A 20060-nucleotide genomic window follows, 5' to 3' on the forward strand; every position below is an offset into this window, starting at 1 on the left:
TTTCACTTGCCTTAAAAAACGCCTGCGCGCAGCAGGTCATGAAGATGGATAACGGCAACGGGCCGCTGTTCCTCATCAATCACCACGAGCGAGGTGATGGTGTATTTTTGCATAATGGCCAGGGCTTCTGCAGCCAGTGTACCGGCCTTGATTGTTTTACATTGCCGGCTCATAACAGCCGTTAACGGGGTGGTGTTGATGTCGAAATGGTTGGTTAGTGTGCGGCGGATGTCGCCGTCGGTGTAAACGCCGGTTAAACGGCCATGGCTATTTACCACGCAGGTCATGCCCAGTTTTTTGGCGGTGACTTCAATCAGCGCGTCGCTGATGGTGGCGTGTTCGCTGACCAGCGGCAATTCGTCGCCGCGGTGGCAGAGTTCGTCGATTTTAAGCAGCAGGCGCCGGCCCAGGGCACCGCCAGGATGCGAAAGGGCAAAGTCCTCGGCGCTAAAGCCTCTGGCCTGCAGCAGCGCGATGGCCAAGGCATCGCCCATCACCAGCGACACGGTGGTGCTGGTGGTTGGCGCGAGCCCAAGCGGGCAGGCTTCCTGCTCAATGCTAATGTCTAAGTTGACGTCGGCCGTTTTGGCAAGCGTGGACTGGGTGTTGCCGGTCAGGGCAATTAAAGGGATCTCCAGGCGCTTTAACATGGGCAGGAGAACCACAATTTCACTGGTGTTACCGGAGTTGGAAATGGCTAAGACGACATCCTGCCGGGTAATCATGCCCAGATCACCGTGGCAGGCTTCCCCGGGGTGCATGAAAAAGGCAGGCGTGCCGGTGCTGGCTAGGGTGGCGGCAATTTTATTGGCGATATGGCCGGACTTTCCCATGCCCGTCACCACCACGCGCCCTTTGCAGGCCAGTAAGATTTCACAGGCTTTTTCAAAGCGTTCGTCAATGCGTTGCGTCAAGTCAAAAACGGCTTTCGCTTCTGTCTCGATAACGGCAAGACCCAATTGGCAAAAATTCATAGAGGATGAATGTTTGTTAAGCTGGCGGCTATTGTAACAGAAACGATTTTTCTTTGCATGCGACTCCACGCAATTGCCTTAAACGCCGTCAAGTCAGAAGAATGCAGTTGCCTTATGGTTTAAAATTCGCAAAATTGTATCCTTCCAGTATATAATTACCAATTGACCTGAATGGGAACCCATCATGCGAGATAATCTGGTGCAAATCAGCAAGTTGACTTTTATGCGCGGCGACAAGTGCATTTTTGACAACGTTGATATGACTGTCGAGCGCGGAAAAATTACGGCCATTATGGGTCCGAGCGGCAGCGGCAAGACGACGTTGCTGCGCCTGATTGGTGCACAGCTTGCCCCGGATTCGGGGGAGATCCGCGTAGACGGGCAGAACCTGCACCAGCTTTCCCGCAAGGCGCTTCTTGATGCGCGGCGAAAAATGGGCCTGTTGTTCCAAAGCAGTGCCCTGTTTACCCATTTGAATGTTTTTGAAAACGTGGCATTCCCTTTGCGCGAGCACACGGAGTTGAATGAAACGATGCTGCGTGACGTGGTGCTGATGAAGCTCGAGGCCGTAGGCTTAAGGGGCGGCTCGGAACTGATGCCGGCTGAGTTATCCGGCGGCATGGTGCGGCGGGTGGCGTTGGCACGAACCATTGCCCTTGATCCGCAATTGATGATGTATGATGAACCCTTTACCGGCCAGGATCCCATTTCCATGGGGGTTCTGGTGCGTTTAATCAAGCGCTTGAACCAGTTGTTGGGTACGACCACGATTATCGTATCCCATGATGTGGAGGAAACCTGTTCAATCGCTGACTATGCTTACCTCATCGCCGGCGGCCGCCTCATCGGTCATGGCACGCCGCTTGCCTTAAAACAATCGACAGAGCCGCAGATTAAGCAGTTTATGCATGGAGAAGCTGACGGCGTGGTGCCGTTTCATTATCCTGCAAAACCCTATACTGAGGAGTTGTTAGATGCTTGATAGAATGGCGCGCTTCGGCGGGCGTGGTTTGAATACAGTGCAGGCTGTAGGCAATTCCGGTCTTTTTTTACTGGGGGTTTTAGCCCGCAAGCCTGATTTGCCGCGATTATGGCCGGCATTGCGTGTGCAGCTTTACTCGGTTGGTTTTCTTTCTTTTTTAATTATTGTTGTATCGGCGTTGTTTATTGGTATGGTGGTGGGGTTACAGGGGTATAATACCCTGCAAAAATTCGGCGCTGCCAGCCAATTGGGTCAATTGCTGGCCTTAAGTATTGCGCGTGAACTGGGTCCGGTGATCAGCGCCTTGCTGTTTGCCGGCCGTGCCGGTTCTGCCTTAACGGCAGAAATTGGCCTCATGAAGGCCACCGAGCAATTGGCCAGTATGGACATGATGGGGGTGGATCCCTTGGGCCGAGTGATTTATCCGCGTTTTTTAGCGGGGTTGATTTCCTTGCCTTTACTGGCCCTGATTTTCTCAGCGGTTGCGGTCTATGGCGGGTATTTCATTGGTGTGGACTGGTTGGGCGTGGACGCAGGAAGCTTCTGGTCCAATATGCAGGCTTCTGTTAACTTCCGTCTCGACGTGGTTAGCGGAATAATTAAAAGTATGGTTTTCGCTTTTGTTGTAGTGTGGATAGCTGTTTATCAGGGATTCAGTTGTATTCCTACTGCCGAAGGTATTAGTCAAGCAACAACCCGAACCGTTGTGTATTCATCATTGGCTGTGTTGGGGCTTGATTTTTTATTGACAGCAATGATGATTGGAGGTTGGTGAATCATGAGCAAACAACGATATATTGATATCAGTGTAGGACTCTTTATGCTGTTGGGTTTACTGGCTTTCCTGGTCATGGCGATGAAAGTAAGCGGTATGTCCAGCTTTTCATCCACAAAAAGCTATCACGTCACGGCGGATTTTACGGATATCGGCGGGTTGAAGGTGCGAGCACCGGTTACCATTGCCGGGGTTAAGATTGGTGAAGTGACGGGCATTGAATTGCAGCCCGGCGAATTAAATGCCAAGGTGACCATGCTGCTTCGCAGCGACAAACCGATTCCCTATGAGGATGTGTCGGCACGCATCCTGACAGAAGGCTTGCTGGGCTCAAACTACATCAGCATTGTCCCTGGTTTTGAGGATGAAGGCGAAGGCAAACACCCCTACCTTCGCGAAGGCGATGTGATTGCCAAAACCCAGGAAGCCATCATTCTGGAAAATTTAATTGGACAACTCTTATTCAATATTAAGAAATAGGAACGACAATGAAAAAAATTAAAACCTTTGTTTTTCTCATGGCCTGTTCGTTAATCTCGTCGTTGTGGGCCGCTTCTTCCCCCGTCCCGATGCTTGAGACCGCAGCGAATCAGATTCTTTCCACGCTGGAAAAGAACAAAGCCACCTTAAAAAATAACCCCCAGGTGATTTACCGCGCCGTGGAGCAATCACTGCTGCCCAATGTTGATGTCAGCGGCATGTCGCGCTCCGTGCTCGGACGCCAAGCCTGGATGAAAGCCACCCCGAGCGAACGTCAGCAATTCTCCGAGGCGTTTACGCAACTGGTTATTCGTACTTATGCCAGTCCTTTGGCCGAATACACGGATGAAACAGTAAAATTTTTACCTGTCCGCGGCTCGCTTGAAGGCCGGTTTTTGCGCGTGAACAGTTTAATTGTCCGTTCAAATGGCAAAAATATTCCACTGAGCTATAGTCTCGTGGCTAAAAATGGCCAGTGGAAGATTTATGATCTGAGCGTGGAAGGGGTGAGCCTGCTGCAAAGTTTCCGCTCCCAATTTGCCCAGGCGCTGCAGAATTCCAATATGCAGGAACTCATTAAGCAAATGCGCGAACGCAGTAAAAAAGCAGCTTAACATGGCAAATTTCAAACCAGACAATCAAATAACGTTTGCGACGGCCGAGACTTGCCGTCGCCGCCTGGTCGATTTTATTAAAACTAACCATGAGCCCGAGGTGGTCGTGGATTTAAGCGAAGTCAACCATTGCGACAGTGCGGGCCTTGCCCTGTTGATTGAGGCACAACGCCTGTGCAGGCAATTGCATAAGCGCTGCCAGATCATTAATATTCCGCCTTTAGTCCATGCGCTGGCTGAATTTTGCGGTTTGGAAAAAATAGTCGTCTCCTGACACGTCAGGCAAAAGAACCGGGATGAGAAAGCGATCGTCTCTGAATAAAGTGGAACTGTTGTATGATAAATAACGAAGAAATAGAAAAGAAATTGTCAGTTATAGAGGGCGTTCATTTCGTCAACGTGGAGGGTGATGGGTATCATTATCACTTGACCATTGTGTCGGATACGTTCGTTGGCAAATCCCGGGTGGCCCGGCAACAATGGGTGTATGCGCAGTTAAAAGAATATATTACCAGCGGTCGTCTTCATGCCTTGACGATGAAGACCTGGACTCAAGAAGAATGGGGGAAGCAGCATGGATAAATTAGTGATTAATGGCGGCAAGGCATTAAACGGGGAAGTGGTCATATCCGGCGCAAAAAATTCCGCGCTTCCCATCATGGCGGCTACGTTGCTGGCAACAGACAACGTGACCATAGCCAACGTCCCTCATTTAAAAGACGTCACCACGATGATGGAATTATTAGGCCAGTTGGGCGCCCATCTTATCGTGGATGAAAAAATGAACGTTCAGATTTCAGCCAGCCAGGTGAATGAATTTGTCGCCCCCTATGAGCTGGTCAAAACCATGCGGGCTTCCATTCTGGTTTTAGGCCCCTTACTGGCACGCTTCGGTCGCGCCGATGTGTCGCTGCCTGGTGGGTGCGCAATTGGTACCCGTCCGGTGGACTTGCACCTTAAAGCACTCAAAGCCATGGGGGCTGAGATCACCGTAAAAAATGGCTACATTAAAGCCCGCTGCCGCCGCGGCCGCCTGCAGGGCAAACCCTTGGTGTTTGATACGGTGACGGTAACCGGCACGGAAAACGTGTTAATGGCTGCTGTACTGGCTGAAGGGAAAACCATCATTAAAAATGCCGCGCGTGAGCCGGAAGTGGTGGATTTAGCCAATTTCCTGATTCAGATGGGTGCCCAAATCACTGGTGCCGGTACGCCTACCATTGAAGTTGAAGGCGTTGAGGCCCTGCGTGGCGGCAACTACACCGTCATGCCGGATCGCATTGAAGCGGGGACTTACTTAACAGCAGGCGCCATTACCCGCGGCAAGGTCACGGTCCGACGCGTCAAACCGGATAATCTGTTATCCATGCTGTGTAAATTTGAAGAAGCCGGGGCTGAGTTGACCCTGGGTGAAGATTGGGTCACTTTAAACATGCATGGCTTACGTCCTCAGGCTGTCAATATCGCGACTGCGCCTTATCCTGCGTTTCCGACGGACATGCAAGCCCAGTTTATGGCGCTTAATGCCATTGCTGATGGGGCGTCGTCTGTGATTGAAACCATTTTTGAAAATCGCTTTATGCATGTGCAGGAATTGCAGCGCATGGGCGCACAAATCCGTTTAAACGGCAATACGGCTATGATTAATGGCGTTGAAAAATTAACCGGCGCCCCGGTAATGGCGACCGACTTACGGGCGTCAGCCAGTTTGATTCTGGCCGGTCTTGCGGCAGAAGGCGAAACCTTTGTCGAGCGCATCTACCATGTCGATCGCGGCTATGAGCGCATTGAAGAAAAATTATCGACGCTGGGTGCTGATATCAGGCGAGCTTCATCCAGGTGATCACACGTCAGGCGTTAACGGATTATCTTGATACGTTGCTGGCAGTCAGTGAGTTTAATGACTACGCACCGAATGGTTTGCAGGTCGAAGGCCGGGAGACCATTCACCGTATTTGCACCGCGGTGACGGCCAGTGAAGAGGCTATTTTGCAGGCCGCGGCCCTCAAAGCCGATGCCTTGCTGGTGCATCATGGTTATTTCTGGCGCGGCGAGCAGCCAACTATCACCGGCATGAAAGGGCGACGCATCACTGAACTGTTGCGGCATCAAATCAATTTACTGGCTTATCACCTGCCCCTGGATTGCCATCCTGAACTGGGCAATAACGCCCAACTGGCCAAACGCCTGCCTGTTAAAGACGTGGTCATGCACTCAACGGGCGGCGTCAACCGGTTATTGTGGTCAGGGACGCTGGATAAGCCGTTATCCGCCCACGAATTGGGCAGGCAGCTTGACCAGGCATTAGGACGGGAACCTTTAATCATTGCCTGTGATGATGAGCCCATTCAACGCATTGCCTGGTGCAGCGGCGGGGCGCCGGATTACATTGAAGCGGCTTATCAGCTGGGTGTAGAGGCTTATTTCAGCGGTGAAGTTGCAGAGCGCACCTATTATCAGGCCAAAGAACTGGGCATCCATTATTTTGCCTGTGGCCATCATGCCACCGAACGTTACGGCATACAGGCCTTGGGCGAGCATTTGGCTGAAACATTCCATATTGAGCATCAATTCCTTGACAGCGGCAATCCCGTATAATTTTTGTTTATAGTATTTTTATCCTCGAGGGATCATCATGTTAAATGAAAAGGAATGGCTTAAAACCCTTAATGAGATTCAGGCTATAGCGCAGAATGGTCTTGCGTATTGTAGTAATGATTTTGATCGCGAAAGGTATATGCAATTGCGAGATATTGCCGCCCGGCTTGCCGCGATGGGAAGTGACAAGGTGGGAGACATTGCCCATCTATTCAGTTTTGAAACAGGCTACGCAACGCCTAAGCTTGATGTGCGGGCCTTTATTGTTAAAAACGATAAGGTATTGCTGGTTCAGGAAAAATCCGATGGTTTATGGACCTTGCCGGGCGGGTGGATAGATGTGAATGAGTCGCCTTCGGAGTCGGTCATGCGCGAAACCCGCGAAGAAACCGGCTATGGGGTTCGCGTAATCCGCTTAATGGCGCTCTGGGACAAGCTCAAGCACGATCATCCCCCGCAATGGCCGCATGCCTATAAATGTTTTTTTCATTGTGAAATCGAATCAGGTGAGGCTCAGGCCAACAATGAAATTGCCGAGGTGGGTTTTTTTGCCCGGGATAAGCTGCCGCCTTTATCCATCCACCGCGTGACAGAAAAGCAGATCTTGCGACTTTATGATGCCCTGAATGAACGAGAAGCATTGTTTGATTAATCCAAAGTGAGTCAGCCGCCTGCCGCAGGAATACCCGGGCTGGATGCAGGTCTTGCAATCCGGGTGTCGAAACAACCATCCGGCGGCGCGCTGAGAAAAGGAGCCTTCAAGCTGAGGGCCTATTGGGGGGAACTGATGGTGATTTTTCCTTTATTTATCTGGTCATTCAACTCAAAAAAATCAGTGGGTTCCAAATTGGCTTGTTGCTCAATAAAGCGAATACGCTGTGCCAGGCTGCCTTTAAAATTAAGCGTCTCCCTCTGCAAAATCAATTTTTCCTTCAAGGCGCTGATTAAGTCGCCGGCTGTGGCCTTGTCCTTTTTATAATATTGTTTATACAGCTGATCCACCACGTCGGTATGATGACGAAACAAGTGCCTGGTGACCGCGAGTTTTACTTTTGATCCAAAGAATGAACAGGTGTCCGGGTTGTTGCTTTTGCTGTAGTCCCTCAACACTTCCAGGGCCGCGAGAAAGTCACGGCGCTCATCTTTAACGGATTGTGCCTGTTTAACGGATTGCTCCTGGCCAGCCCCTTTGTTCCATAATTGGGTATAGCTTTTGGGGAAGGGTTTGGGCGGCACAGGATACTTAATCTTGCGTATGACGACATACTGTGACTCTGTTGCTTCAGCTTGATGTTCTTCCGCCTTCAACAGAGGCTTCACAATCTCCTGGCGAAGGTTATCGACAAAGTTAGTCTTTGCGGCTTGTTGGGGGGCGAAGGACACGCCAACAGCCTGGGTAAAGCGATTGCCAAATAACTCGTTGATTATTTTTAATTTTTCATGTGGGTTTTTTGCCTGGTCGATATGAGTACCCACTAAAATCAGTTTGGCGTTTGGATTTATCCTTTGAAATGTATCAATATCTTCAATTGCGTACTGCACCGATTCCGGTGTTGCCTGGCTTAAATCAACACAATAGATTAATGCATCGGAATCCTTAACCCATAATGGAAACACATCAAGAGACATCGTGGCCTCTACAACGGTGACGCGCTCATCCCCGACATCAAATTTACTTTCTTCGGTGCCATAAGAAAGAGAGGGCGCTGTCTCATGAGGTTTTCCTGCCAAGGAAAGCCTGAGCTTCGATTTACCTGAACCGATTGGTCCAAAGGCAATATTACCAGGGTTTATGCTTTAAAAAATAAATGCAGAACAATGGGTCAGATGAGCAACTGTTCGTCAAATGCTATTGCCGTTATAATCGCCAAAAAAAATGAGGAAAATGGGTATGTTTGATGTAACCAACTGGGCCTATGCAGATGGTCCACCTCAATCAACCGCTGTGATTAAAAGCCGTCCTGAGGATTTTCAAGTCAATGAAAAACTGGGTTTTGAATTAAGCGGTGAGGGCGAGCACCTTTATCTTTACATTGAAAAGCGGGGATTAAATACGGAAGAATTGGTCAAAGCATTGGCGGCCTGCCTTAACAAGCCGGTCAAAGCGTTTTCCTATGCCGGTTTAAAGGACAAGCTGGCTGTCACCCGCCAATGGATTTGTGTACACAGCCTACACGATGATGTGTCGAATCCTGATTCCTTAGCGGGTGAGGGCTGGCAGGTTCTTGCCAGCAAGCGGCATCTTAAAAAATTAAAAACCGGGGTTTTAGCTGCAAATGGGTTTAAACTCATGCTCAGAGAGATTGCTAATCCGCAAGATGTCGAAACCCGCTTATCCCGTGTTCAGCAACAAGGGGTGCCTAACTATTTTGGCGATCAACGGTTTGGCAGTCAGAATCTTGAAAAAGCCTGGCGGCTTCTCACCACGGATTATCGGGTTAAAAATCCTTTTTTGCGAGGCATGTATTATTCTGCGGCCCGGTCGTTTTTATTTAACCAGATTTTATCGGCACGGGTCAGTCAAAAGACCTGGAACCGGGCACTTGCTGGCGATGTGATGCAGCTTTCGGGCACGCACAGCATTTTTAGTCTGGATGAGGTCGAAGACGGTATTCAACAACGCATCAATGAATTTGATATTTCACCGGCAGCGCCGTTGTGGGGCGAGGGCAACGAGAAGGCAAGTCTTGCTGCTCTTGAAACCCAACAGCAAGCGCTTGAACCTTACACGGATTGGTGTAAAGGCCTCATAGCCCATGATTTAAAACGCGCTTACCGTCCCCTGGTTTTGGCCGTGAATCAGTTCAGTTGGGTGTGGCAAGATGAACATACAGTGGAATTGCAGTTTGAATTACCGCCCGGCAGTTATGCCACCAGCGTGGTGCGTGAGCTGGTCAAAAGCCCTGTATGAGGCGTCAAGGCCGGGTTAATTAACCCGGCCTTGAGCGTACTATCAGACTGTCATGTTTTGAGCGTGTGTCTCTTCATTCAATTGATCAGTTGCTGTCGTTAACTCGTTCTCGCTAATCGCCAAGGCCGCCTGCAAAATATCCTCTTTTCCGGTGGTGGCTTTGATAAGGGGAATGCCATTTTGCTGAATCAGGCCCTCAAGGAGTGATTTTAATTCTTCCATGTAAGGGAGCTTTTCTGGTTGAGGCGCTTTTTTTATCTCGTCGACCGTGGGGATAGCCACCTTGATTTCTTCCCCATCAGGACGTTTGAAGATCAAGCCTTCCGAAGTTAATTGCACGGGGGGAACCGGTATTTTGCCATCTGATTCTGCGCTGCCCTTTGCAAAAACCTGTTTTAAGGTTTCATCATCGGTCTTGATGAAATTCACCTCGGTGCCTTCGATAACACGCTGGCCGGTGACTAAATTAAAGCCGGTGAGATGATGGGCTTTTTTACCCTGGAGAATGGACGAGAGCGAAATAGCGCTTTGATAGGCGACTTTGCAGCCCAAATCGATGGGCACGCCAATGACATAACCCATGCCTTTGCCGGCATATTTCATAGTATTAGCCAACATCCAGGCGCAGGAAATGCCGGAAAATGTTTCCACCAGTTTGCCGGCATAAGTTGGTGCGACCAACATGATGCCCAACGTACCCGATGAGCCGGTAAAAAAATACAACAAGGCGCTAAGACTGGTGGTCACAAAGGCGCGCACCGGTTGCGATTCGGTTGATTTGGCGATTACATTGCCTAAAATATAGCCGGTTGTATACCCTGTCATTTCCATGGGCCAGGCTAAAGCCGGGACTAATACGGAAGTCACCGGCAGGGACGCCTTTGATTTCGTATCCAGCTTTTTACATTGGTGGTTAATAAAGCGGGTAAAATCGCGCCACTCGCTGTCGCTGATTTTTGATTTCATCTTGCTGTTTATTTCCTCCAGTTTCTTGTCGTTATTGAGGAATTTTTGAGCAGAATGCAAAACGGTGTCGCGTGTTTCGTCATCAATGCTGATTTGGCTTAGTTTCAGGGCATTATCCAGCAGCATAATTAATTTGGCTGAAGAGGAGGAACCCACAGTGTAGGTTTTATCCACTTGCGATTTAATGTAGAAAACCAGCGCAACGAGGATGCGTAAAGCTTCAACATGCTTTTCAATGGCTTCGGGTTTAACGAGCAGGAAATTTTCCTTTTCAAGTTGGCTGGGTTTTAGTAAATCCTCTTTAAGAGCATCCAGCATTTTTAAAATGAATCGGGTCTGCTGGTCACGGGTACTGACATCGGTGGCGCCAAAAAAACAGGAAATGGCATAGGGTTGAGGTGCTTTAGCAAAATCAATTTGTTTTATTTTTGAGTATTCTTCGCGAATTTCAAGCAAATTTTTCAGGAATTCGTCATCCAAACAATAGGTCATTTCACCACCTCATCCTTGTTAATTTTATCTCCTAACATTTTATATTACGAAATTAGTGGTTAAATGCAATGTTACTTGATTAATTTTTACTAGTTTGTTGCATGGGGAGGGTGATTGATGGTTATTTATAAATCAATTTGCATTTATTATGTTTTTTAGCGTCGACGCATTAACCTCTTGAAAAACAAATGATATAGTGAGGTCAAACCCGTTTGTCGTAGTGTGAGTTATGACGTCCTTGAAGCAATTTTTTTACCTGCTGCGCTTTTCTCATTGGACGAAGTCCGCTTTTGTTTTCCTGGGTGTCATTTATTCCGGCACCCTGGAGTATCTGGTCGATGCCATCCTGGCTGCGCTCTCCTTTTGCCTTATCGCCAGTGCCGTTTATATTTATAACGATTTTCAGGATATGGAAGAAGACAGGCTGCATCCCCACAAGCGGTTAAGACCGCTGGCGAGCGGGGAGATTTCTTTGGACATCGCGTTTGGCACCTTGATCATGTTGCTGTTGGTGGGGCTGTTGATTGCCTGGTCTGTTTCCATGACCCTCGCCGTCATCCTGGCCGTGTATTTACTCGTTAATCTTGCCTATAACCACTTGCTGAAAAGTATACCGATCCTTGATGTTCTCTGCATTGCCAGTGGTTTTATGCTGCGTGTATTGGCAGGAACAATAGGCATTGGCTTACCGATTTCCTGGTGGTTGACGATTACGGCTACTTTAGTCAGTCTGCTGATTGCTCTCGGTAAACGACGATTGGAGAAACAATTGGGCTTAAGTTATGACACGCGGCCTGTGCTTAAAAAATACTCAACCAAAACCCTGGACTATCTCATCAATGGGGTGGCCATCAGTTGTTTCATTGCCTATTTGCTGTACACCATTATCGTTCATGATGAAGCTTTTTATTTTCTCTTGACCTTGCCTTTTGCGGCGATTGGTTTATGGCGGTTTGCCTGGTTTACCAGGCAGGATAGCCCCAGTGATGATCCGATTTCCCTGTTTTTCGGTGATAATCTGTCACGCTTTAACCTGCTCTGCTTTGTCTTATTAACGTTAGTCGCATTAAGCCCTGTAGCGGCTTTAAACCCATGAGGGTTAAACAGGCCGTCACGGCAGCCTGCCTGGTTTTGGCTTTTGTCTACTTAGTCATCCTGCAGGTGGAAGCCATCTGGCCTTTTACCATTGATGACATGTACATCACCCTGCGTTATGCCAAAAATTGGGTGGCAGGGGGGGAATTACTCTGGAATATGGATTCCCCGCCGGTTGAGGGTTATTCCAATTTTAGTTTTTTAGTCCTTGCAGGCTATGTATTGACGTGGGGAGGGGATCCGGTTGCCGCGTTAAAGTGGATGGGGGTATGCGGTTTATTTTTCACAATCCTGGCGCTATATCTGTTATCGCGTTTCTGGTTTGGTCGCTTAATATCGTTGATTCCCTGCGTTTGGCTGTTGTTGTATCGCGGGCAAATCATCTGGTCAGTCAGCGGTTTGGAAACCACCACCTATCAGGCACTCCTGGCTTTAGGCCTATACTGCCTGTTGCGCGCTCAGGGGTATAAGGCTTCGCCTCAGGCACGCGGGGTGCCGCAATTTCCCATGGCGTTGCTTGCCGGATTCCTGTTTGTTTTGGCATCCATGACCCGTTCGGAAGCGCCGGCATTGATTATGCTGTTTTATTGTCTCGCGGGTTGGGATGCTTTAAGCAGGCAACGGCTTGCTTTGAGGGCTATAGCCTGCAGCGCCATGGTATACCTGGTGGCCTTCCTGCCTTATTTTCTCTGGCGTTGGCAATATTATGGTTTGCTGTTTTCTAATCCGGTTTATTGCAAAGGCCATTCGGCGGAGTGGTTTATTCTCGACTCGGATTATCTTTCGCTGGCCTGGCCGTTTTTGCTGCTTGCCATCTATGGTGCGTTAAGGAAGGGCAGGAATCGGCTGCCCTGGTATTTTATCTTGCCCAGCGTGGTTTATCTCCTGCTGTTAATCCGGGCTCAGTCCCTGGTGGCTTTTGATAACCGGTTATTTTTGCCGGTTTTTTTTCTGCTGTTGCCCGTGTCTTTGCAGGGATTGCGTGAGTTGGTCACGGTTTTTTTACCCAGGACGGAACAATCGGTCTCCACCGCGACCCTGTTGCTGGCCTCTTTTCTCATGGCGTTCTTTTTTATTCCGATGATGACCCTGCCGCAATTGCGGTATTTTACCAAAAATCCGGTTGCCGGTGAAAAGCTACGTCTGAAAGTGGTTCAATGGCTCAACCAGCACACCTCGGCAGACAGCCGTATCGTGTTAGGCGACAGCGGTTTTATCCCCTACTATAGCCCACTGCATTATACTGATTCCTATTGCCTTAATAATAAAGCCATGGCAATGCAGCCGCAGGCTGAGCGTGATCAGTGGTTTTGCAGGACTATTCTTTCACTCAAGCCTGACGTCGTCATTCTGGCTTCTCTGATTGAAGGCAATAAAGTCACTTATATGCCAGTGGATCAATGCCTGGAACAGGCGTTGAAAACAAACAGTGCTTATCAATTGCAGGCACTTTATTACAGCGCTTCTGATCATAGCGCCTACCGTTACCAGATTTTCCAGTTGGTAGGCGGAGCACCTTAATAACTGGGAAAGGCATACTAATTAACCGGTACCCGCGTGGTTCATTATCTGGTGTTTCTGGTTGATTAAGCATAAAATCAGCTGATTACATGGGTCGACCTCATGATGGAGAGGGTGCAGGATATTTTAGTTTTATCGTGCCCATTGCAATTTAGAGTAAAGACTTTAGTATTACGCTTTAAACGTTCGGTTGCCTAACATCAAAGGATTTTGCCAACGATGGCTAATATTGGTGGATTATTGTCCAAAATATATAAAAAATTACCCTCGCTGATCTTTGATGTATCGGCTATTCCCGTAGCCTGGTATTTTGCTTTTTGGTTACGCTATAACCTGCAGCCTTTCCCTCATCATTTAACATCAATCTATTCTATCGCAGCCCTTTTATTGCTGATGGTCATTCAGGTGAGCTGTTATTATTACTGCAAAGTCTACCGCGGGCTTTGGCGTTTTACCTCCATTAATGATGTCATCCGTATCATCAAAGCGACGTTGTTGGCGATTGTGCTCGTTATCCCCGCATTCTATGTCACCTCGCTGCTTCAGCATGTGCCGCGCTCCATTCTACCCATGTATGCCTTGGGACTGGTCACCTTGCTTTGCGGCGGTCGCTTAACTATGCGTATGTACCGTGATCGCAAGGGGCGAGAGGACATGTCGCTGGAAATGAAACGGATTTTGATTATCGGCGCGGGTCATGCGGGTGAAGGCTTGCTTCGCGATCTTAAAAAAATGAACGCCTACCTGCCCGTGGGGTTGGTGGATGATAACCCGGGTAAGCGCGGCATGGACATTCATGGCGTTCGGGTGTTAGGCACCGTCCGTGAATTACCGGCGTTGGTTATCAATCATCAGATAGATTTGCTGTTCATCGCCATTCCTTCTGCCCGCTCAGCGGCGATGCGGCGTATTGTGGATTATTGTACTCGCTGCCGTATTCCTTTTCGCACCTTGCCCGGTATTTCGGCCCTGGTGAATGACCAGATTGATGTGAAAGCCCTGCGCGAGGTCAGCATTGAGGATTTGCTGGGACGCGATCAGGTGCAACTGGAGTGGGACAAAATCGCAGGCGCCATCCACGGTAAGAAAGTCATCGTGACCGGGGGCGGCGGTTCCATAGGCGAAGAATTATGCCGTCAGGTCATGGCCCATCATCCCGCACAATTACTAATCATTGATAACTGTGAATTCAATTTATACAAAGCGGATTATGAATTAAGGCAGGCCTTTCCCGAGGTGTCGCTGCGGTTGAGTCTGACCTCCATTACCGATGCCTCCGCCATTGATGCGATTTTCCATCAGTTTAAACCGGATTTGGTGTTTCATGCCGCAGCCTATAAGCATGTACCCCTGCTGGAAGAGCAGGTGCGTGTTGCGGTGCAAAATAACGTGCTTGGCACCCAGGTTGTGGCTTTGGCGAGCGCTGAGGCAGGGGCCGAAAAATTCGTGTTGATTTCTAGCGACAAGGCGGTGAATCCAACCAATGTTATGGGGACCACCAAGCGTGTGGCAGAAATTTATTGTCAGAATTTAAATGAACGGGTACGAACCCAATTTATTACCGTCCGCTTTGGCAATGTACTGGGATCGGCTGGCAGTGTGGTGCCCCTGTTCCAGAAACAACTGGAAGCAGGCGGGCCGTTGACGGTGACCCATCCGGATATCCAACGCTATTTTATGACGATTCCCGAAGCCTGCCAGCTGATTTTACAGGCCATGGTCAATGGGCATGGCGGAGAAATTTTTGTCCTCGACATGGGCGAGCCGATTAAGATCAGTTATCTTGCGGAACAGATGATTCGTCTGGCGGGTAAAGAGCCAGGGAAGGACATTGCCATCCAATACACAGGGCTTAGGCCGGGTGAAAAATTGTTTGAAGAGCTTTTCCATGAGTCGGAGCAATTAGCTAATACCGAGCATGAAAAATTATTCAAGGCACGTTTTCGAAAAATTGACTGGCGCGAGCTGCTACAGACCCTGCGGCTTATGAATGAGGCTTGTCATGCCCATAATCATGACGAATTGTATGTCTTGCTGAAGAGCCTGGTGCCAGAATTCAAAACACGCTTTGAAGCCCTTACTTAATTAGGATGACCATGATCATCAGTTATGAAGAATTTGCCAAAGTGGATTTACGTTCAGGGACGATTGTTAAGGTAGAACCCTTCCCACGTGCCAAAAAGCCCGCGTATAAAGTTTGGGTGGACTTTGGCGCAGCGATTGGGGTATTGCAAACGTCCGCGCAGATTACAGCGCATTATACACCGGAGACTTTAATTGGGCGGCTGGTGATAGGCTGCGTCAATCTTGGTGAGAAAAACATTGCTGGTTTCACCTCGCAGTTTTTACTGGTCGGCTTTTCTGACTCACAGGGCGCTATTTGCCTTGCAACAGTCGATAAACCGGTTGCCAATGGTGAGAAATTGCATTAAGCCTGCCTTGATCTTCCGTTCCTAATCTGTTTTGATGAAAAGGTCTATGGTAATCAAGGGAATCGTTCATGAAAATTGTCATTATCGGCGCGTCAGGCACTATTGGAAAGGCCATTGTGCAGGAGCTTCAACCTCGTCATGAAGTAATTCAGGCGAATTATAGCAATGGGGATATACAGGTTGATATCACGGATAAAAAATCCATCGACAATCTTTTCCAGACGATTAAACAGATTGATGCGATTGTTTTAGCGACAGGAAAAGTGCAATTCGATGATTTCATGGCCATGGACGATGCGGCTTACCAGATTGGTCTGCAAAATAAATTGATGGGGCAAGTTAATGTGGTCCTTGAAGGCAGGAAGCATTTAAATGATGGCGGTTCCTTCACCTTGACCAGCGGCATTTTAAGCCATGATCCCATCCCATTTGGTACGTCCGCCTCCATGGTCAATGGGGCGATTGATTCGTTTGTTATCGCAGCCGCCATCGAAATGCCTCGCGGTCTGCGCATTAATGCCGTCAGCCCGACAGTAATCGAAGAAGCCATGAAAGATTATGCGCCTTATTTCAGAGGCTATGCGCCAGTCAAAGCCGCCCGCGCGGCGTTAGCGTACAGCAAGAGCGTGGAGGGCTTGCAAACCGGCCAGATTTATCACGTCGAATAAGGCGGTGTGCCGCAAGCCATTTGATAATGTAAACAACTATACCTTACTCTAGACCCCCTGGATGCCGCGGACAAGCCGCGGCAGGTAGATGCATTAGGCAAAGCCTTTCGTTTCTGCGGACTAATTCAATAGCTTGTGTATTGCCTATTGTTCAATCGATGCGATCACTGTGTTACAGGCTGGGCAGAGAGCTACAGGTGATGGAGTTGCATTGCTCTCTTTTACCAACGTGCCGCGGCTTGTCCGCGGCATCCATCAGGAGTAAATGACGCATGGAAAGCTCCGCTTTGGCCCATAGTTGTATTGCTAATCACTCCGTGGCTGTTGACCGTCAATTATCATTTTCTCGCCTAATCCGAAGTCTTTTTCCGATCAGGAAAGATATCCTTAAACTGGACGTGCTTGTTGCGCTCCATGGCCTGGACGCGCTTTTTATGGAAACCGCCCAACGTATAAACCAGAATGGGACCGATAAAGCTAAAAAGACCCATGGCGAATGCAATCTTATAAGACATGTCTTTGTTTAATAATAACAGGATTAAACAGATCACCATTAGAAAAATGGCCACGAGGCCGGTGTAGGGTGAGCCCGGAGTTTTGTAGCGTAAATCGTCGGTGGTGTAACCGGCGGCGTACAATCGTTTGCGAAAATTTATCTGTGCCCAGCATAACGAGATCCAGGCGGTGGCGCCGGTGAAGCCTGAAACCAGCAGCAGGGCGATATAAAGCATGGATTGCCCAAAGAAATAACCGGCCGCCAGCAACAGCCAGATGGCAATCAGGGTCACAATGCCCGCATTCTGCGGGACGGCGTTGCGGTTGAGTTTGCTCAAGACATGCGGTGCCATGCCATTGCGCGCTAAAGCATTTAATGAGCGTACAATCCCGTAAACGCCCGAGTTAGAACAGGACAATGTGGCGGTGAGGGTCACAAAACTGGTGGCGGCACCTGCCCAGTGCAGGCCATAAAAATTGAGTGCATCAGCAAAGACGGAGTTGGCTAGCCCTGCCTTTTGCCAGGGGAAAATTAAAACCAGGCAGAATACCGGAATAATGTATATGAACAGGATCCTGAAGGTGACGTTACGCACCGCCCGGGGAATCATGCGCGCCGGATCGATCGATTCGCCTGCCGCAAGCCCAATGATCTCCGATCCTTGATAGTTCACCAGCAACAACACCATGGCGGTCAGCAAGACCAGGTATCCGTTAGGAAACATACCGCCTTGATCAAAGATGAATCGCCCACCGATTATACCAGCTGGTTGGGGCCCGTGAATAAACCCGAAGAAGATTAAAATAGAAAGCCCCACAAAACCCATTAACGCGGTGATTTTAATGATGGCAAGCCAGAACTCGATCTCACCAAAAGTACCTACTTTGGCGATATTGATGTAGGTGATGAGAAGCCCGAAACAAACAGCCCAGACATAGCCGTTAATGCCGGTAAAATGCTGCATGATGATGCCGCCGGCTATGCATTCGGCGGGAATGTAGGCCACCCAGCTAATCCAGTAGGACCAACCGACACCGCAGGCAATGGACGGGGAGATAAATTCGGCCGTGTAGTTAATGAAAGAACCGGAAATGGGAATGGCGACAGCCAATTCACCCATACAAAGCATGGTTAGATAAATGATTAATCCGCCTAACACATAAGCAATGAATACAGCGGGACCAACCTGGTTAATGACTTCACCCGTACCCAGGAAGTAACCTGAGCCGATAATACCGCCTAAGGCAATCAGTTGGACATGACGGTCTTTTAACCCGCGCTTGTAGCCGCCATCATCAATTGGCGAGCTGGTGGTATGGTTGTAATTAATCACTAACTGTTTGGTCTCTCAAAAAAAGTTAATAAGGAGGCAGAATTGTACAATAATTTTATAATCTGTCCATATTTTTTTACGGAGAAAAAGGACGGGAAAGAGATTTTTATAAGAAAATTCACCTGAACGCAAGAGAAATTTTCAATCCCTGCCTTCCGTTCTGTTTTGCAGGGATTGATTGCATTTTTCTGCTTATTATTCAAGACCCAGCGTGTAGAAACGTTCAACACCGATGGCTTGAAGAAATGCCTGGTCATGGGAAATAATAATCATGGCGCCAGGAAAGTCGCACAGAACCTCAATGACATGCTCGCGGGTTTCCAAATCGAGGTTATTGGTTATTTCATCAAGAAGCAGCAGTTGAGGGGGCAGGGCGGCAATCACAGCCAGCGCCAGCCTGGCTTTTTCGCCGCCAGACAGTGTTGCCACGCGAGCCTGGACTTCTTCGTTTTTACGGAAAAGAAAGCGGTTTAAATGGTTGCGGATGGCCTGGCTATGCCAGTTTAACGGCAAGGATTCGATGGTTTCATACACACTGTGGGCAGGGTTTAATGTGCTGTAATGTTGATCCAGGTAACCAATGGCTTCTTTGGCGGGAAGAAGCCATTGTCCCCTCAGGCGCGGTCCTGTTTCTGACAACATGGCCTTCATCAGGGTTGATTTGCCGACGCCATTAGGACCGCTTAAGGCAAGGCGCTCATGGCCGGTCATGGACAAATGAATGGATTGCAAAAGGGGGGTGTCATACCCGACTTCGCCCTGCTGAATACAGACAAGACGTTTGTTGCCCTGCGTTTTGCCAGTTAATGAAAAATCCGGTCGGATAATTTCCGGTTGCCTTAATGCTTCTTTCTCGGCAAGCCATTGCTGTTTGTTATGATTGAGGTGTTTGGAATGCTTATTTGCGGTTCGTTGCCCTCGCCCCTGGGCGCTTCTGAGCGCCAGTTTATCGCCATCGTATTTTTTTTCGCCATGGATGCGCTTCTTCTTCACACGCACCTGTTCGTTCATGCGTTTTTGATGGAGCGCTTTTTTTTCCTGAGACAATTGTGAAAGCGCCTGATGGACTTTTTTCTGGCGGTTTGCAAGAGACTGACGATAATCATCGTAGCTGCCTTCATGCACAGCCACCTGCTGATTATCCTGAATATGCCAAAGGGTCTGAATGCTTTGCCGTAATAACGCCTGATCATGCGAGGCAATAACCACCGCACCTGGGAAGTGGTCGAGAAACTTCATCAGGTTTTGGCGGTTGACGGTATCAAGATGATTTGTCGGTTCATCAAGCAGCAGCAGGGTAGGCTGATGTTTCAGCGCGTCATTCAATGCCGCATGGAAACGCTGGGCACCGCTTAATTGTTCATAGCGTTCACCTGAGGCCAGTTGCGGCACATGGCCGACAATGAGCCCTTCTGGACGGATAATCGAACCCTCCTGGATACTGAGTTCACCCGACAGCAGCTTTAGCAGACTGGATTTGCCGCTGCCGTTTTTGCCGATGATGGCAATTCGTGCGCGAGGGCCAATCCGCGCGGTAAAATCGCTGAAACAGGTTTTGTGAGGAAAAGAAAGGGAAATGCCGCGTAGTTCAACAGGTCTAAACATAACACTACTCAAGGATGACTAACCGCAGAGAGAAACCCCTCTGGCCGTGTGCAATTTATTGAGTAATGTTGTTCATGGCAGGGACTACCTGTTTTATATATAAATAGACAAGTTTTAT

19 protein-coding genes and 2 pseudogenes are annotated in these 20060 nt (G+C 48.8%); 15 read left to right on the forward strand and 6 right to left on the reverse strand.

The annotated features are described in order from the left end of the window. Positions 1-11: 11 nt before the first annotated feature. Positions 12-974, reverse strand: coding sequence for a KpsF/GutQ family sugar-phosphate isomerase (locus Lery_RS11585; protein WP_058527958.1), 963 nt, complete (start codon positions 972-974; stop codon positions 12-14). Between the two features lie 184 nt (positions 975-1158). Between Lery_RS11585 and Lery_RS11590 the strand changes: the two genes are divergently transcribed. The 9 genes from Lery_RS11590 (at position 1159) to Lery_RS11630 (ending at position 7075) form a co-directional block, all read left to right on the forward strand. Further along, positions 1159-1956: an ATP-binding cassette domain-containing protein gene (locus Lery_RS11590; protein WP_058527414.1), complete on the forward strand. Its 798-nt coding sequence runs from the start codon at positions 1159-1161 to the stop codon at positions 1954-1956. Then, positions 1949-2731: a lipid asymmetry maintenance ABC transporter permease subunit MlaE gene (gene mlaE / locus Lery_RS11595; protein ID WP_058527415.1), complete on the forward strand. Its 783-nt coding sequence runs from the start codon at positions 1949-1951 to the stop codon at positions 2729-2731. Before Lery_RS11590 ends, mlaE begins: the two co-directional genes overlap by 8 nt. Before the next feature lie 3 nt (positions 2732-2734). Then, positions 2735-3211: an outer membrane lipid asymmetry maintenance protein MlaD gene (gene mlaD, locus Lery_RS11600; RefSeq protein ID WP_058527416.1), complete on the forward strand. Its 477-nt coding sequence runs from the start codon at positions 2735-2737 to the stop codon at positions 3209-3211. 8 nt (positions 3212-3219) lie between these two features. Further along, the gene (locus tag Lery_RS11605) at positions 3220-3825 is read left to right on the forward strand and encodes an MlaC/ttg2D family ABC transporter substrate-binding protein (protein WP_058527417.1); all 606 of its coding nucleotides are present in this window, start codon (positions 3220-3222) and stop codon (positions 3823-3825) included. 1 nt (position 3826) lies between these two features. Further along, a complete protein-coding gene (locus Lery_RS11610) occupies positions 3827-4099 on the forward strand; it encodes an STAS domain-containing protein (RefSeq protein WP_058527418.1) in 273 nt (90 codons plus the stop codon). A 62-nt stretch (positions 4100-4161) separates the two neighbouring features. Next, a complete protein-coding gene (locus Lery_RS11615) occupies positions 4162-4407 on the forward strand; it encodes a BolA family protein (protein ID WP_058527419.1) in 246 nt (81 codons plus the stop codon). Beyond that, on the forward strand, positions 4400-5668 hold the full coding sequence (murA, locus tag Lery_RS11620) for a UDP-N-acetylglucosamine 1-carboxyvinyltransferase (RefSeq protein WP_058527420.1): 1269 nt from the start codon (positions 4400-4402) through the stop codon (positions 5666-5668). The genes Lery_RS11615 and murA overlap by 8 nt, the downstream gene beginning before the upstream one ends. Beyond that, positions 5665-6423, forward strand: a complete 759-nt coding sequence (locus Lery_RS11625; RefSeq protein ID WP_082657202.1) for a Nif3-like dinuclear metal center hexameric protein — start codon at positions 5665-5667, stop codon at positions 6421-6423. Before murA ends, Lery_RS11625 begins: the two co-directional genes overlap by 4 nt. Before the next feature lie 37 nt (positions 6424-6460). After that, entirely contained in the window at positions 6461-7075 is a 615-nt protein-coding gene (locus tag Lery_RS11630; protein WP_058527421.1) for an NUDIX hydrolase, read from the forward strand. Between the two features lie 119 nt (positions 7076-7194). Here Lery_RS11630 and Lery_RS11635 read toward each other — a convergent pair whose 3' ends face one another. Next, positions 7195-8154: a DUF5617 domain-containing protein gene (locus tag Lery_RS11635; RefSeq protein ID WP_058527422.1), complete on the reverse strand. Its 960-nt coding sequence runs from the start codon at positions 8152-8154 to the stop codon at positions 7195-7197. Between the two features lie 160 nt (positions 8155-8314). On the opposite strand from Lery_RS11635, the gene truD reads away from it, so the two are divergent. Beyond that, positions 8315-9334: a tRNA pseudouridine(13) synthase TruD gene (truD, locus tag Lery_RS11640; RefSeq protein ID WP_065230310.1), complete on the forward strand. Its 1020-nt coding sequence runs from the start codon at positions 8315-8317 to the stop codon at positions 9332-9334. A 42-nt stretch (positions 9335-9376) separates the two neighbouring features. Here truD and Lery_RS11645 read toward each other — a convergent pair whose 3' ends face one another. Further along, positions 9377-10792 (reverse strand): hypothetical protein, encoded by a 1416-nt coding sequence (locus Lery_RS11645; protein ID WP_058527424.1) that lies wholly within the window; start codon positions 10790-10792, stop codon positions 9377-9379. A gap of 229 nt (positions 10793-11021) precedes the next feature. Between Lery_RS11645 and Lery_RS11650 the strand changes: the two genes are divergently transcribed. The 5 genes from Lery_RS11650 to Lery_RS11670 all read left to right on the forward strand — a co-directional run bounded on the left by Lery_RS11650 (position 11022) and on the right by Lery_RS11670 (position 16508). Continuing rightward, a complete protein-coding gene (locus Lery_RS11650; protein WP_058527425.1) occupies positions 11022-11888 on the forward strand; it encodes a decaprenyl-phosphate phosphoribosyltransferase in 867 nt (288 codons plus the stop codon). Next, a complete protein-coding gene (locus tag Lery_RS11655) occupies positions 11885-13408 on the forward strand; it encodes a hypothetical protein (protein WP_058527426.1) in 1524 nt (507 codons plus the stop codon). Before Lery_RS11650 ends, Lery_RS11655 begins: the two co-directional genes overlap by 4 nt. A 219-nt stretch (positions 13409-13627) precedes the next feature. Further along, the gene (locus tag Lery_RS11660) at positions 13628-15493 is read left to right on the forward strand and encodes a polysaccharide biosynthesis protein (protein ID WP_058527427.1); all 1866 of its coding nucleotides are present in this window, start codon (positions 13628-13630) and stop codon (positions 15491-15493) included. A gap of 11 nt (positions 15494-15504) precedes the next feature. After that, on the forward strand, positions 15505-15840 hold the full coding sequence (locus tag Lery_RS11665; RefSeq protein ID WP_058527428.1) for a tRNA-binding protein: 336 nt from the start codon (positions 15505-15507) through the stop codon (positions 15838-15840). Between the two features lie 68 nt (positions 15841-15908). Next, complete coding sequence (locus Lery_RS11670) at positions 15909-16508, forward strand: short chain dehydrogenase (protein WP_058527429.1); 600 nt, start codon at positions 15909-15911, stop codon at positions 16506-16508. A gap of 350 nt (positions 16509-16858) precedes the next feature. Here Lery_RS11670 and Lery_RS11675 read toward each other — a convergent pair whose 3' ends face one another. From Lery_RS11675 to Lery_RS15885, 3 genes and pseudogenes are all read right to left on the reverse strand, one after another. Next, positions 16859-18337 (reverse strand): amino acid permease, encoded by a 1479-nt coding sequence (locus tag Lery_RS11675; RefSeq protein ID WP_058527430.1) that lies wholly within the window; start codon positions 18335-18337, stop codon positions 16859-16861. Positions 18338-18660: 323 nt separating this feature from the next. Continuing rightward, a pseudogene (locus Lery_RS15880) lies at positions 18661-19576 on the reverse strand (ATP-binding cassette domain-containing protein); the annotation flags it as partial. Between the two features lie 195 nt (positions 19577-19771). Further along, positions 19772-19942: pseudogene (locus tag Lery_RS15885) on the reverse strand (ATP-binding cassette domain-containing protein); the annotation flags it as partial. Positions 19943-20060: the final 118 nt, after the last annotated feature.

Source organism: Legionella erythra (genome assembly GCF_001467615.1).
In the GTDB taxonomy this organism is placed as follows: domain Bacteria; phylum Pseudomonadota; class Gammaproteobacteria; order Legionellales; family Legionellaceae; genus Legionella_C; species Legionella_C erythra.